This window comes from Nakamurella flava, from assembly GCF_005298075.1.
Classification (GTDB): domain Bacteria; phylum Actinomycetota; class Actinomycetes; order Mycobacteriales; family Nakamurellaceae; genus Nakamurella; species Nakamurella flava.
The window spans coordinates 828,976-843,472 of sequence record NZ_SZZH01000001.1 but is presented as its reverse complement, the minus strand read 5'-3'; the positions used below and the strand labels follow the sequence as shown (position 1 = coordinate 843,472).

Here is a 14,497-nt window from a genome sequence, read left to right as displayed (position 1 = left end):
CCGTCGGCCGCAGCCGACGGCCCCGGCTTCCCACGATGTCGGGTGGGGAACCGGGGCCGTCACACCGGAGGGGTCAGCCCACCGCCGGCTTACTGATGTGGACGGTGGGATCGCCGGCCACCAGCCAGATTTCGGCGCTCTGCACCGGGACGAAGGAGCGGTCACCGCCGGGTTCGCGCGTCGCCGGTACCTGGTCACCGTTGGGCCTGTGCAGGATGAAGTTCACTCTCTGCAGGTCGTCGACCAGGGGGATGGCGTAGGTCGCCCACCCGTCGGCATCGACCCCGGTCCGCTGCAGCGGGCTGGTGTCCCAGGTGATGCCGGCCAGGGTGGCCGGGTCGACGGCCCCGCCCCACAGGTGCAGACCCCAGTCCAGGTACTGCTGATCGGGGCGGTAGTAGTGCACCGTGGCCGTAGTCACCCGGTCCTTGACCGTCAGGCCGATCTCGGCACTGGACGAGGCGCCGCTGGGGGTGCTGACCGTCGCCCGGTAGCGCACGGGGGTGTCGTTGGGCAGGTCGGTGAACCCGGCGGCGGCCAGGTCGTCGGTCGCCACGTAGGCGGGCGAGGAGTCGTCGGTGTGGAACGCGGTCCACGCTCCCCCAGCCACCGACCGTTCGAAGGTCACCACGTTGCTGGCCTTCTCGGGGTCGGTCACCGCCGAGATCGTGATCGGACCGTCGGTGTGCACGGCGCCGCCCTCGGTGGGCGAATCGATGGTGATGCCCGGTGCCGGGACCTTCGCGGACAGCACTCCGGTCGATCGGCACAGCCCCTTGCCGTTGTTCGCGGAGACCAGGACGGCGGCGCGGTACTGCACCTTCGTGCCGGGATCGAGAGCGCTCACGTCGTGGAAGACCCGGTACGGCGCGTTGTCGTCGGTGCCGATGGTCTGCCACTGGCCGCCGGCGATCCTGGCCTGGAAGGTGACCTCCGCGAATCCGGTGCCGCCGACCCTGGCGGTGACCTCCATCCGGCCCTTGGTGTCTGCGGCCGGGGCGGCCGACATCAACTTGACGTTCGGCGCCCACCGGGCTGCCGGGATCGTGCCGTCCGCTCGGTAGACGACGGTGGACATCGACGGCACCGACACGGTGAGCTTGCCGGCCCGATCGGTCTTCGCCGTGTCCGGGACCCCGTTCGCCGCGCCGTAGACCAGCGAGAAACCGGCCCGCGTCGCGTAGGTCGGCAGGGTCGCCGTCTGGGCCGTGGTGCTGTTGTTCACGGCCACCACGAACTCCCGCTGTTCGGTGCGATCCATCCGGGAGAACGCGTAGATGCCGGGACCCTCGGCCGCGTAACGGTTCTGCTGCGCGCCGTTCCGTAGCGCCGGGTACTTCTTGGTGAGCGCGGCCAGATCGGCGATCGAGCGGTACAGCGGGTGGGTGGTCTCGTAGTTGTCGACCGCGTGGGTGCGGTCGGTGCCGATGAGGTCGTCGTCGAGGTACTCGGCCACGCGGCTCGCGAACAGGGTCTGCCGGGCCAGCTGGTCGCCGCCGGTGCCGGTGAAACCCTGCTCGTCGCCGAAGTACACGACCGGGTTCCCCCGCACCAGGTACATCAACTGGTGCGCCAACCGGTCCTTCGCCAGCCAGGTGGCGTCACCGGCGTCCGGGTTGTCGGACTGGATGAAGTACCCGATGTGCCCCATGTCGTGGTTACCCAGGAACGTGGGGAGTTGGTAGGCGTTCGAATCCGCGTCGGTGTACCAGTCGTCGTCGGCGAAGAACGTCTGCAGGTCGGCGGCCGAACCGTTCTTGCTGGCGAAACTGCGGGCGGCGTCCTGGAACGGGAAGTCCAGAACGGCCTGCAGCTGGCCGGCCGTCGTGTAGTGCGAGGTGAACGGACGGGTCGTGTCGTAGACCTCGCCGAACATGAAGAAGTCCTTCTTGCCGGCGTCGTGCGCGATCTTCAGCGCCGCCGGGGAGAACGCCTGCCAGAACTGGTCGTCGACGTGCTTGACGGTGTCGATGCGGAAGCCGTCGACGCCGAAATCACGGATCCAGGTGCCGTAGATGTCGATCATGCCGTTGACGACCACCGGGTCTTCGGTGAACAGGTCGTCCAGACCGAAGAAGTCGCCGTACTGCGAGTTCTCGCCGACGAAGCTGGTGTCGCCCCGGTTGTGGTACCGCGTCACGTCGTTCAGCCAGGCCGGGACCTTGACGTCGGTCTCGCCGGCGGGATTCACCGGCGTGTAGGGGAACGAGGTGGTCGCGTCCAGCTCCGGGAAGGCGTCGGTGCCGGCGACGTCCCGGTCGTCGAACGTCCGGCCCTGGGCATCGGTGTACGGCCGGCTGTCCTTGGAGACGTAGGCCCCGCCGTCCAGCAGCTCCCGGTTGGTGTCGTTGACCGGCTTGCTCGGATCGAAGTTCGGGTTCTGGTACTTGATGACGTCGGCGGTGTGGTTGGTGATGATGTCGAAGTAGACCTTGATGCCGCGGGCGTGCGCGTCCTGGATCAGGGCGGCGAGGTCGTCGTTGGTACCCAGATGCGGGTCGATCTGGGTGAAGTCGGTGATCCAGTAGCCGTGGTAGCCGGCCGACTCGTTGCTCCCGGTGCCCTGGACGGGCTTGTTCTTGAAGCTGGGGGTCAGCCAGATCGCCGTGGTCCCGAGGCCCTCGATGTAGTCGAGCCGATCGCGCAGGCCCTGCAGGTCGCCGCCGTTGTAATAGCCCTTGCGGGTCGGGTCGAAGCCGGTCACCGAGGGGTCGTCGCTGTCGATGCCGCCGCGGTCGTTGGTCGGGTCGCCGTTGGCGAACCGGTCGGCCATCACGAAATAGAAGTTCTCGTCGGTCTCGGCCGTGCGGAGCGAAGCCATGGCCCGGTTCCCGTGTCCGGGGGTCGGACCGGGGCGACCGGCCTGGGCGGGCGCAGCCGCGGCCTGCTGCTCCGCCGCTTCGATCTGCGCGGCGTCGACCTGGAAGGTCGCGCCCTCCTGGGTTGCGTCGGCCGCCGCGGAGGGGTCCGCGGGGGCCGCCGAGGCCGGTGTGACCATCGCCTGGGTGACGAGCGCGGCGGCCAGCACCACCGGGAGAAGGCGGGTCATCGGTCTGAGTGGCACAGAACCCTCCAGGTATCACGGCAGGTGGGTTGGAAATCACTGTGAGCTACAGCGACGTGGTGGCCGTCACAGTGCCATCCCGCCCGAGGAGGGGCAACCCGGACACACGGCGAACAGAACGGGCACACCCGGATGCGCTGCCGGGTGTGCGCTCGACTGTCGCGGGGTATCGAGCAGCCATGTCTCGACCCCTGAACTGGCCCGCGATGATCATGGGCGGGTTGACCGCCGGCTACGGCGTCCTGGAGATCGCCCGTCCACGGCTCCTCGCCGACCAGACCCGCATGAGCGGCACCCACCCGGAGATCGCCGCGAAGCTGCGCAAGGCCTCCGTCGGGCTGGGGGTCCGGGACGTGGTGAGCGGATTGGCGCTGGCCTTCGCCCGCACCCCCACCCAGCGGACAGTGGCCTCCGCCGTCCGGGTCGTCTTCGACCTCGGCGACGGGGCCGTGCTGTCCCGGGCCCTGCCGGCGTCAGCCCCGAAAGGCAAGATCCTGGCCGTCACCACCGGGTGGGCGGCGCTGTCCGCGGCCGCCGGCGTGCTGGCCCGGCGGGGCACCGGGTGATCTGCCGGTCAGTCCTGGCCCCGGCCGAGCAGCCGACCCAGCAGACCGGGGCGCTCCTCCGGCACCTGCCCCAGGTCGGCCAGCACCTGGGCCACTCCCGGATTGGTGCGCACGGTCTGCTGCCCGTCGGGGTGGCTGACGACGACCGTCGGCACGGTCTCGTTGCCATCGTTGACCGAGCGCACGAAATCGGCCGCGCCGTCGTCGGCCCAGATGTCCCGCGCCTCGTACGGGACGCCGGCGTGCTGCAGACCGCGCTCGAGCCGGAAGCAGAACGGGCAATGGTCCCGGCGATAGACGACGACCGTCGCCTCGGCAGCCGCATCGGCGGTGGGTTCGGTGGTCATCGCAACGCCTCTCGTCGGCCGGCCGGTCCGGTGCATCGTCCCCTCCAGCGTGCCACCACCGATCATCGGGGTCGACGATGACCACCGTCCGCTGGCTGCTCGGTGACCATCTCGGCCCGCACTTCCTCGACGACGAGGATCAGCCCGTCCTGCTGATCGAGTCGCGAAAGGTGTTCGCACGCCGGCGGTTCCATCGCCAGAAGGCCCACCTGGTGTTGTCGGCCATGCGGCACCGGGCGCGGGAGCTCGGCGATCGCTGCAGCTATGTCCGGGCGGACACCTACGCCCAGGTGCTCGACGCGCCGCCCCGTGAGCTGGGTCGCTCCCCCCGCTTCGAGGTGTGCCATCCGACGAGCTGGCCGGCCCGGGACTTCGCCGTGGGCCGGGCGGACGTGACCGTGCTGCCCGCCCGTGGGTACGCCACGTCGATGGCCGATTTCGTCGACTGGGTCGGCGGGCCCGACGGCACCGGTCGCAAGCGCCTGCTGATGGAGGACTACTACCGGGACGCCCGTCGGCGCCTGGAGATCCTCGTCGACGGCGACCAACCGACCGGGGGCCGGTGGAACTTCGACGAAGAGAACCGGGAAGCCCCACCCCGCCGATCCGGCAGGCGCGGACGGGGAGACGGCGCCGAGCCGTTCACCCTGGGCGTCCCCGATCCATGGTGGGCCACCGAGGACGAGATCGACGAGGAGGTGCGGGCCGATCTCGACCGGTGGGAGGCCGACGGCAACGTCCGCTTCGTCGGACGCGACGGCCCCCGCATCTTCCCGGCGACCACCACCGAGGCGACCGAGGCGCTGCACCGGTTCATCGACCACCGGCTGCCGACCTTCGGCCGGTGGGAGGACGCCATGCTGGCCGACGACCCTTGGATGTCGCACTCCCTGCTGTCCAGTTCCATCAACCTGGGGCTGCTCGATCCGCTGGACGCGGCGCACGCCGCCGAACAGGCCCACCGGCAGGACGGCGCCCCGCTCGCGGCGGTGGAGGGTTTCGTCCGTCAACTCATCGGCTGGCGGGACTGGATGTGGCACCTGTACTGGCATTCGGGCCGGGACTGGAAGGACCGCAACGCGCTGCGGGCCCGTCGCAGCCTGCCCGACTGGTTCGCCGATCTGGACGCCGACGCCGTGGAAGCCCGTTGCCTGTCATCGATTCTCGCCGAGGTCCGCGACCACGGGTGGGTGCACCACATCCCGCGGTTGATGGTGCTGGGCAATTACGCCATGCAACGCGGTTGGGACCCGGCCGAGGTGACCGATTGGTTCCACACGGTGTTCGTCGACGGGTACGCGTGGGTGATGGTCGCGAACGTGATCGGTATGTCGCAGTACGCCGACGGCGGGCGCATCGTCACCAAGCCCTACGCCGGCGGCGGCGCCTACATCGACCGGATGAGCGATTACTGCGGGGGGTGCCGCTACTCCCCCAAGGTCCGGGTCGGTGACGACGCGTGTCCGTTCACTGCCGGCTACTGGTGGTTCCTGCACCGGCACCGGGAGGAGTTCGCCGGGAACCGGCGCCTGCAGCAGCCGTTGCGCGGCCTGGACCGGCTCTCCGACCTCGCCGAGCTGGTGGCCCAGGAGGATGCGCGCGGGTCGGCGGCCCCGTAGCCGGCGCCTGCCGGGGAGGGGGTGCTGCGTCGCTCAGCGGTCGGCCAGGCGCCCCTGCACCCAGTCGAGCAGGGCCGCGAACTCCTCGGTCATGTCGGCGTCCGACTCCCGCAGCACGGCGGCCCGGCTACCGTCCCGCACGGTGATCGTGTAACTCATCGCGTCCGGCATCCGGCGCGGTGCCGCCGCCGGGCCCGACCGGGCCGGACCCACGGCGCCCGATTCGTCGTCGCAGCCCACCGACGGTCCTCCCGGACCGGCTTCGGCGGATCGGGCGGCCCGCACCAGTTCGCTGAGCGCCCGGGCATCGTCGGCGTCGAGACCGGTGGTGTCCAGGACCTGGGGTGTCCGCCCGTACCGCATCCCGGCGGTCAGGCCGCCCGACGACGACACCTCGATCTGCACGGCACGCTCCTTCCGCCTCGGGCCCGGAGCGGCCGGGGCCTCACCGGGACAGGCGCTCGATCACCTGGTCCAGCCGGGCCGACAGGGCGGCGACCTCGGCGGTCAGGGCAGCCAGCACAGTGTCGCGCGGGTCCACGACGGGTGCCAAGCCGCCGACCACAGGTTCACCGGACGGGACGGCGGCCGCCACCCCGGCGGACGTCAGGGCGGCGACCGCGTCGACGGAGCGAGGGGTCGACGTGGAGGTGGGACCGGCGGCCGCGCCGACGGTGATCCCGACCCCGGCCCAGGCCTCGCGCACCGCCGCCTGCTCGCTGGATGACTCGCCGTACAGGGTGGCGGCCTGGGCGACGGTGGTCGCGGCGAAGGTCGCGAAATCGTCCTGTGCGCCGCTGGCCAGCAGGGCGGCGTACCAGATCGCCCCGGGCGCCTCCCACGAACGGCCCCCGATACCGCTGGCCGCCAGGTAGAAGGCGCGGTTGGGAATGCCGGAGTTGATGTGCACCCCGCCGTTGTCGCCCTCCTCGGTGTCCGGCAGCTGCACGTAGTCGTCCATGTGCCCGGGCTGCGGATCCTTGCCCAGCAGCTCGTTGTCGTAGGCGGTACCCGGGGCCTTCATCGACCGCAGCGCATCGGCCTCGATGCCTGGAGTGAACACCTCGGTCCCGATCAGCCAGTCGGCCTGATCGGCGGTCTGACCGGCCTTCCACTGCTTGACCAGCGATCCGAACACGTCCGAGATCGATTCGTTGAGCGCCCCCGACTGGTTGCGGTACTCCAGCGCGGCCGTGAACTCGGTGACCCCGTGGGTCAGCTCGTGGGCGATGACGTCCAGCGACGCGGTGAAATCGGTGAACACCTCGCCGTCGCCGTCCCCGAACACCATCTGCCGGCCGTCCCAGAACGCGTTGTTGTAGCGGCGACCGCGGTGCACGTACCCGTCCAGCGGCAGGCCGGCGCCGTCGATCGAGTTGCGGGCGTGCACGTCCCGGTAGTACTGCCGGGTGTCGCCGAGACCGTCATAGGCCCGGTTGACCACGACGTCCCCGGTCGGGGCGTCACCCTCGGAGCGCACCAGGACCGCGCGGGCCAGGTTGGTGGCGTTCCGGCAGTCGTAGATGCTGCGTTCGCCGTTCGCGGCTCCGGGGGCGGCAGCGGTGGGCAGAGTGGGTTCCTCGGCGCGGACGCCCCGCTCCCCCCGCAGCCGCACGGTGGTCAGCAGGGTGCTCATGGCCGACAGCCGGACCTGCGGATCGGTGCTGCCCAGCAGGCGGACGAAGATGTACGGCGGGATGATGCAGTGCAGGGGCTGCCGAAAGGTGTTCACGGCCCGGTCCTCTCGCTGTCACCGCGCCGCACGCGGCGCGGTCCGGTTGGCGCCCCGGGGGGGATCCGGAGGTGGAACCACACCATCACATCGCACCGACAGTGAGCCGGCCAGCGCAGGCAGCGACCGTTTCGCGCGGCGGCGTTACTGGATGGACACCATGTCCGGCCGCGGCTGCTGGGCGAGCGTGTCGGCCGGGTTCAGCATCGGCTCGTCCAGGGTCACGAAGTTCATCCACCCGAACGCCGTCCCGGCCGGGGCGTCCTGCAGGACGTCCTTCCAGGCCAGCCCCTTGGTGATCGTCGGGCCCTGCGCGTCCATCTGGAACAGGACGGCGATCTCGGGCCGGTCCGCGTGGATGAGCATCTTGTCGGCGATCATCGAGTCCACGAACTGGTGGACGACGAGGAGTTTCTGCGGGAGTCGGCCCTCCTGCACCAGACCGGCGAGCCAGCCCTGCACCTCGTTGACCTCGGCGGCCCCCACCGTGCCGCGGGTGTATCCGGGGACCTGACCGGGACCGACGCGCCATTCCGGGTCCAGGCCCAAACCGACGTTCGGCAGGCGCAGCAGTTCCTCGTAGGCCCGGGCCTGCTCCAGGAACGTCGATCGACCGGGCTGAAGGTCCAGGACGACGTACACCCCGGCGTCGGCGGCGGCCTGAACCCACGGTCGCAGGTCGTCCACCGAGGTGGCCCGGGAGTAGTCGCCGTCCTCGCCCGGCGACGTGTCGGCCACGGTCGCGATGATGTCCAGGGTGGGCAGGATGGGCCGGTCGCTGACCGCCTGGTACTCGGCCGCGGTGGCCTGCACCCGGGCGATCGTGGACGGCAGATCCTGCTGACCGAGGACCCCGAGGCCGTCGACGCCCGGCTTGCCGTACAGCGCCACGACCCGGCGATCCGGGAAGAAGGAACGTCCGCCGCCCGGCAACTCGATGGCGGGCGGGACTGGGGCGGCCGTACTGGTCGAGGGATCCGCGCTACGGAACTCCCGGTCGGCGCGGGCCTGCTCGAGCAGCGTCGGCCGGGCTGCGGTCTCGGCCACCGCGACGGCCGCGCCGTCGGGACCCGCCGGAGCCGTCGCCGCCCAACTGGACAGTGCGGCTGCGGCGACCACCACGGCGGCGGCCCCGACGACGAGACCGCGGCGCCGGGAGCGGGTGGGGACGGCGACGGCACGGTGCCGGCCTGAGGTGCGCGCCATCGACTGGCCGGGTCCTTCCGTCAGGGGAACGGCCGGGCCGACCACCGTGGGGGGTACGCACCGACGTGCGGAACTCACCGGCCGTGGGCGCGACTGGGATGACAGCATGCAGTGTCATCCGCTCGGAGGATGCCGTCAACTCGGCCGGGTCTCCGAGCGTCACGCTCCGTGTCCTGGGTGACGGCGTGGACGGATCCCGCGGTCAGGCGTGGCGTCGGCGGAACTCGGCGTGCAGGTGTCGGAGCTCCTCGACGGTCGCCTCCAGTAACGACGCGGCGAAGATCCGGCCGGGCCCCTCGGGCACGATGGCCCCGGCGGATGACGGCACCACCAGGACCGGGACACCGGCGTCGATGGCGGCCTGCACCCCGCTCGGCGAGTCCTCGATGGCCAGGCACTCGGCGGCGGTGACGCCCAGCCGGTTCATGGCCTCCAGGTACGGCAGGGGATCCGGTTTCTGCCGGGGCAGTTCGTCGCCGCAGACGGTGACGTCGAACCGGTCGACCCCGAGCAGCGGCAGCGAGGACTGCACGATCGACCGCGGCGAGTTCGTCACCAGCGCCGTCGCCAACCCGGCCGCCCGGACCGCTTCCAGCAGTTCCTCGGCCCCCGGCTGCCACAGCACGCCTTCGGCCAGCCGGGTCGCGGTCAGCTCGAGCAGTCGGGTCTGCACCGCCACCGGGTCGCCGCCGGGCAACAGCCGTTCGGTGAGCAGCTGGACGGTGTCCGGGACGGACGTGCCGGTCACCGCCGTGAGGATGTCCGGCGGCAACGTCCGCTCGTACTCGGCCGCCAGGTCGAACATCGCCCGTTCCCAGTGACCCTCGGAGTCGACCAGGGTGCCGTCCATGTCGAACAGCACCGCCCGGAGTTGATCGGGACGAGAATCACCGTGCAGCAAAGTACTTGGCCTCCGGATGGTGGGCGATCAACGCGGACGTCGACTGCTCGGGGTGCAGCTGGAACTCCTCGGACAGCTCGACACCGATCCGGTCGGGCTCCAGCAGGGTCATGATCTTGGTCTGGTCCTCGATATTCGGACAGGCCGGGTAACCGAAGGAGTACCGCGCGCCCCGGTAATCCAGGTCGAAGAACCGTTCGACCTCCTCGGCGTCGTCCCGGGCGGCCGTCGAGCCGTCGGAGAACGCCAGCTCCGCGCGGACGCGGGAGTGCCAGAACTCGGCCAGCGCCTCGGTCAGCTGCACGGACAGCCCGTGCACCTCCAGGTAGTCCCGGTAGGCGTTGGCGGCGAAGAGTTCGTTGGCGAAGTCCGCGATCCGCTGGCCCATGGTCACCACGGTGAACGAGATGACGTCCACCTGACCGGATTCCCGCGGGCGGAAGAAGTCGGCCAGGCACAGGTGCCGGTCACGTCGCTGCCGCGGGAAGGTGAACCGGGCGACCTCGGCGGCGTCGACCCGCGGTTCGGCGAGTACGACGACGTCGTCCCCCTCCGAGACGCACGGGAAGTAGCCGTAGACGACGGCGGCCTGCAGCACCTGCTCGGTGGACAACCGGTCGAGCCAGTACCGCAGCCGCGGCCGGCCCTCGGTCTCCACCAGTTCCTCGTAGCTCGGCCCCTGGCCCCCCTTGGCGCCGCGCAGACCCCATTGGCCGAGGAACGTCGCCCGCTCGTCCAGCATCGCCGCGTAGTCGGCCAGCGGGATGCCCTTGACCACCCGTGAACCCCAGAACGGCGGGGTGGGGACGGGGTTGTCGAGGGCGACGTCCGAGCGCGCCGGCAGATCGGCATCGCTCTCGCCGTCCGCGCCGGAGGTCTCGGCCGCCGCCCGGCGCTGCTCGGCGATGCGTCGCGACCGCTCGTGCCGGGCCTTGCGTTCGGCGGCCTTGGCCGCCTCCGCAGCGTCCTGCTCCGGGTCCAGACCCTTCTTGCGGGACATCACCCGGTCCATGAGCCGGAGACCCTCGAAGGCGTCCCGGGCGTACCGCACGTCGCCGTCGAACACCTCGGACAGGTCGTTCTCGACGTAGGACCGGGTCAACGCGGCCCCGCCCAGCAGCACCGGGTACTTCTCGGCGAGCCCGCGGGAGTTCATCTCCTGCAGGTTCTCCTTCATGATCACCGTCGACTTCACCAGCAGACCGGACATGCCGATCGCGTCGGCCGCGCTGTCCTCGGCGGCCGAGAGGATGGTGGCGATGGGCTGCTTGATGCCGAGGTTGACCACCGAGTAGCCGTTGTTGGACAGGATGATGTCGACCAGGTTCTTGCCGATGTCGTGGACGTCGCCCTTGACCGTGGCCAGCACGATGGTGCCCTTGGTCGAGGTGCTGCCGTCGCTCTCCCGCTCGATGTGCGGTTCCAGGTGGGCCACCGCCGACTTCATCACCTCGGCGGAGGTGAGCACGAAGGGCAGCTGCATTGCCCCCGACCCGAAGAGCTCACCGACGGTCTTCATGCCGGCCAGCAGCGTGTCGTTGATGATGGCCAGGGCCGAGCGGCTCTGCAGGGCCTCGTCCAGATCGGCTTCCAGGCCCTTGCGCTCGCCGTCGACGATGCGCCGCTGCAGCCGCTCCTCCAGGGGCAACGCGGCCAGTTCGGCGGCGCGGGTCTCCCGGCCGGCCGCCGCGGTCGCCCCGGCGAAGATCTCCAGCACCCGTTCCAGCGGGTCGTAGCCCTCACGGCGGCGGTCGTAGATGAGATCGAGCGCGACCTGCCGCTGCTCGTCCGGGATCCGGGCCATCGGCAGGATCTTCGACGCGTGCACGATGGCCGAATCCAGCCCGGCCTTGACGCACTCGGCCAGGAACACCGAGTTCAGGACCTGCCGGGCGGCGGCGTTGAGACCGAAGGACACGTTCGAGATGCCCAGGGTGAAGTGCAGATCCGGGTGCAGACGCTTGAGTTCCCGGATCGCCTCGATGGTCTCGATGCCGTCCTTGCGCACCTCCTCCTGACCGGTGGCGATCGGGAAGGTGAGACAGTCGACCACGATGTCGCTCTCGGCCAGACCCCAGTTCTCGGTCAGGTCGGTGATGAGCCGTTCGGCGATGGCGACCTTGGTCTCGCGGGTGCGGGCCTGGCCCTCCTCGTCGATGGTCAGCGCGACCACCGCGGCCCCGTGCTCGACGACCAGCGGCATGATCCGTGCGTACCGGGACGTCGGCCCGTCGCCGTCCTCGAAGTTGACCGAGTTCACGATCGACCGGCCGCCGAGCTGCTCCAGCCCGGCCTGGATCACGTCCGGTTCGGTGGAGTCGATCATGATCGGCAGGGTGGAGGCGGTGGCGAGCTTGCCGGCCAGCACCCGCATGTCGGCCGCGCCGTCCCGGCCGACGTAGTCGACGTTCAGGTCGAGCAGGTGGGCCCCGTCCCGGGTCTGGGCCCGGGCGATCTCCACGCACGCCTGCCAGTCCTCGGCCAGCATGGCCTCGCGGAACGCCTTGGAGCCGTTGGCGTTCGTGCGCTCGCCGACCATCAGCAGCGACGCGTCCTGTTCGAACGGGACGCTCTGGTACAGCGAGGACAGGCCCGGTTCGGTCTGCGGATGCCGGACCGCGGGGGTGGTCTCGCGGACGGCCTCCACCACCTGACGCAGGTGCTCGGGCGTCGTACCGCAGCAGCCGCCGACCAGACCGAGGCCGAACTCACGGACGAAGCCGGACAGGGCCTCGGCCAGCTCCTCGGGGCTCAGCGGGTACTCGGCCCCGTTCGGCCCGAGTTGCGGAAGACCGGCGTTGGGCATGACGGACACGCCCGTCTGTGCGTGCCGGGACAGATACCGCAGGTGCTCGCTCATCTCCGCCGGACCGGTCGCGCAGTTCAGGCCGATGTAGTCGATGCCGAGCGGTTCGAGCGCGGTCAGTGCGGCGCCGATCTCCGACCCGAGCAGCATGGTGCCGGTCGTCTCCACGGTCACGTGGACCAGCACGGGCACCACGATGCCCGACGCGGTCATGGCCCGGCGGGCCCCGAGGACGGCCGCCTTGGCCTGCAGCAGGTCCTGGCACGTCTCCACCAGCACCGCGTCGACGCCGCCGTCGAGCATGCCCAGGGCCTGCTGCTCGTAGGCGTCGCGCAACGCGACGTAGGGCGCGTGACCCAGAGTGGGCAGCTTCGTGCCCGGGCCCACCGAGCCGAGGACGAACCGCGGCTGGGCCGGGGTGCTGAACTCGTCGGCCTCGGCCCGGGCCAACGCGGCGCCGGCGTGCGCCAGTTCGCGGATCCGCTCGGGGATGTCGTACTCGGCCAGGTTGGCCAGGTTCGCCCCGAAGGTGTTGGTCTCGACCGCGTCGACGCCGACCTCGAGGTAGGCGCGATGGACCGCCCGCACGATGTCGGGGCGGGTCACGTTGAGGATCTCGTTGCAGCCCTCCAGACCGGCGAAGTCGTCCAGACTCGGGTCCTGGGCCTGCAACATGGTGCCCATCGCCCCGTCGGCCACGATCACACGCTGAGCCAGCGCGACCATCAGGGGATGCGAGTGCACGGAGTTCACGCCGTTCAGGGTAGTTGCCCAGCCGGGGGGCTCGGGTCGCACACACGTCCGCCGGCCACCGACACCGGCGTGGCACCCGCCACCGGCGACCCGTGGCCGGACGTAGGCTGAGCTGCGTGACCGAGTTCCCGCCACTGCGCAGCCCGGTGATGATCGCTGCCTTCGAGGGGTGGAACGACGCCGGCGACGCCGCCAGCGCGGCCGTCGAGCAGATGGGTCTGACCTGGGACGCCACACCATTGACCGAGCTGGACCCCGAGGGGTACTACGACTTCCAGGTCAGTCGCCCGACCGTCAAACTCGTCGACGGGGTGACCCGGACCATCGAGTGGCCGACCACCCGCCTGTCCGTTTGCCGTCTTCCCGACGCCGCCCACGACGTGATCCTCGTCCACGGCATCGAACCCAACTTCCGGTGGCGCGCGTTCTGCGACGAGCTGCTCAAGATCGCACTGGAACACGAGGTCAGCACGGTGCTCTCGTTGGGCGCGCTGCTGGCCGACGTCCCGCACACCCGCCCCATCCAGGTGACCGGGTCCGCCCACGACGAGACCACCGCCGAGCGCCTCAACCTCACCCGTTCCCGCTACCAGGGCCCGACCGGCATCTCCGGGGTCTTCCAGGACGCCTGCGTACAGGCCGGCATCCCGTCCGTCTCCTTCTGGGCGTCGGTCCCGCACTACGTGTCCCAGGCCCCGTCACCCAAGGCGACGCTGGCGCTGCTGCACCGGGTCGAGGAGGCCCTGGACGTCGAGGTGCCGCTCGGCGCCCTGCCCCAGCAGGCCGACGAGTGGGAGACCGAGGTCTCGCAGATCGCCTCGGAGGACGAGGAGATCTCCGAGTACATCCGTTCCCTGGAAGAACGCGAGGAGGCCGACGAGCCGCTCCAGCCGGCCTCCGGGGAATCGATCGCCGCCGAGTTCGAACGGTACCTGCGCCGCCGGGGTCCCGGCCGAGGCGACGGTCCGGGCCGTGAAGGGCCCGGTAAGCGCTGAGCGGTCGCGCGGGCCTTCACCCGTGTCCGGGGACCTAGCTCTCCGGCTCGTCCGGTCGCCGCCGTTGTCGGCGGCGCAGGCCCAGGGCCATCCAGCCAATGACCCCGGCCGCTCCCGACAGACCCAGCGCGACCAGGGCTGCTCCGATTCTCCCGAGCACACCGTCTCCCCCACCGACGGTCGCGGCGGCGATACCCAGTCCGATGGTGACGACGGCTCCGATGACCCCCACCAGTGGACGCTGCCGCCAGGAGGGCACTACCGGGAGCAGCCCGGTGGTCACCGTCCAGCTCACCGCGGTCAGCGCCAGGAGCAACAACGGCCTCTGGCCGCCCTGGGTCACGGTGACGACGGCGGCACCTGCAGCGAGCAGAACACACACCGCACTGATGGCGCCCAGCCACCTGACGAGGGTCGGCGCAGTGCGCGTTGACGTGGTCTCCGGCATGGTTGGTCCGTTGTAGCGCACATCAGTCACTCTGGCAGCTGGAACTCATGCCGGTATGTT

Annotated in this window: 11 protein-coding genes; 3 read left to right on the top strand and 8 right to left on the bottom strand. The window is 70.6% G+C overall.

Annotated features, from left to right (window positions below; translation table 11 throughout):
* Window positions 1-73 precede the first annotated feature (73 nt).
* Window positions 74-3,049 carry an alpha-amylase family glycosyl hydrolase gene (locus FDO65_RS03810; RefSeq protein ID WP_205849768.1) on the bottom strand — a complete coding sequence of 992 codons (2,976 nt, stop codon included), beginning with the start codon at window positions 3,047-3,049 and terminating at the stop codon, window positions 74-76.
* Window positions 3,050-3,243: 194 nt separating this feature from the next.
* Here FDO65_RS03810 and FDO65_RS03805 point away from each other — a divergent pair, with 194 nt between their 5' ends.
* Complete coding sequence (locus FDO65_RS03805) at window positions 3,244-3,630, top strand: hypothetical protein (protein ID WP_137448105.1); 387 nt, start codon at window positions 3,244-3,246, stop codon at window positions 3,628-3,630.
* 8 nt (window positions 3,631-3,638) lie between these two features.
* Here FDO65_RS03805 and FDO65_RS03800 read toward each other — a convergent pair whose 3' ends face one another.
* A complete protein-coding gene (locus FDO65_RS03800; RefSeq protein WP_137448104.1) occupies window positions 3,639-3,977 on the bottom strand; it encodes a glutaredoxin domain-containing protein in 339 nt (112 codons plus the stop codon).
* A 77-nt stretch (window positions 3,978-4,054) separates the two neighbouring features.
* Between FDO65_RS03800 and FDO65_RS03795 the strand changes: the two genes are divergently transcribed.
* Window positions 4,055-5,596 (top strand): cryptochrome/photolyase family protein, encoded by a 1,542-nt coding sequence (locus FDO65_RS03795; RefSeq protein WP_137448103.1) that lies wholly within the window; start codon window positions 4,055-4,057, stop codon window positions 5,594-5,596.
* Between the two features lie 33 nt (window positions 5,597-5,629).
* Here FDO65_RS03795 and FDO65_RS03790 read toward each other — a convergent pair whose 3' ends face one another.
* The 5 genes from FDO65_RS03790 to metH all read right to left on the bottom strand — a co-directional run bounded on the left by FDO65_RS03790 (window position 5,630) and on the right by metH (window position 12,967).
* Entirely contained in the window at window positions 5,630-6,001 is a 372-nt protein-coding gene (locus tag FDO65_RS03790) for a protealysin inhibitor emfourin (protein ID WP_205849767.1), read from the bottom strand.
* A 40-nt stretch (window positions 6,002-6,041) separates the two neighbouring features.
* Window positions 6,042-7,328, bottom strand: coding sequence for a M4 family metallopeptidase (locus FDO65_RS03785; RefSeq protein WP_205849766.1), 1,287 nt, complete (start codon window positions 7,326-7,328; stop codon window positions 6,042-6,044).
* A 144-nt stretch (window positions 7,329-7,472) separates the two neighbouring features.
* Entirely contained in the window at window positions 7,473-8,534 is a 1,062-nt protein-coding gene (locus FDO65_RS03780) for a hypothetical protein (protein ID WP_137448102.1), read from the bottom strand.
* Between the two features lie 202 nt (window positions 8,535-8,736).
* Complete coding sequence (locus FDO65_RS03775) at window positions 8,737-9,396, bottom strand: HAD family hydrolase (protein WP_137448101.1); 660 nt, start codon at window positions 9,394-9,396, stop codon at window positions 8,737-8,739.
* Window positions 9,397-9,421: 25 nt separating this feature from the next.
* Window positions 9,422-12,967 (bottom strand): methionine synthase, encoded by a 3,546-nt coding sequence (gene metH / locus FDO65_RS03770; protein WP_137449435.1) that lies wholly within the window; start codon window positions 12,965-12,967, stop codon window positions 9,422-9,424.
* Between the two features lie 176 nt (window positions 12,968-13,143).
* On the opposite strand from metH, the gene FDO65_RS03765 reads away from it, so the two are divergent.
* On the top strand, window positions 13,144-13,989 hold the full coding sequence (locus tag FDO65_RS03765) for a PAC2 family protein (RefSeq protein ID WP_137449434.1): 846 nt from the start codon (window positions 13,144-13,146) through the stop codon (window positions 13,987-13,989).
* A 34-nt stretch (window positions 13,990-14,023) separates the two neighbouring features.
* Here the strand turns inward: FDO65_RS03765 and FDO65_RS03760 are convergent, their stop codons facing one another.
* Window positions 14,024-14,437, bottom strand: coding sequence for a hypothetical protein (locus FDO65_RS03760; protein WP_137448100.1), 414 nt, complete (start codon window positions 14,435-14,437; stop codon window positions 14,024-14,026).
* Between the last annotated feature and the right edge of the window lie 60 nt (window positions 14,438-14,497).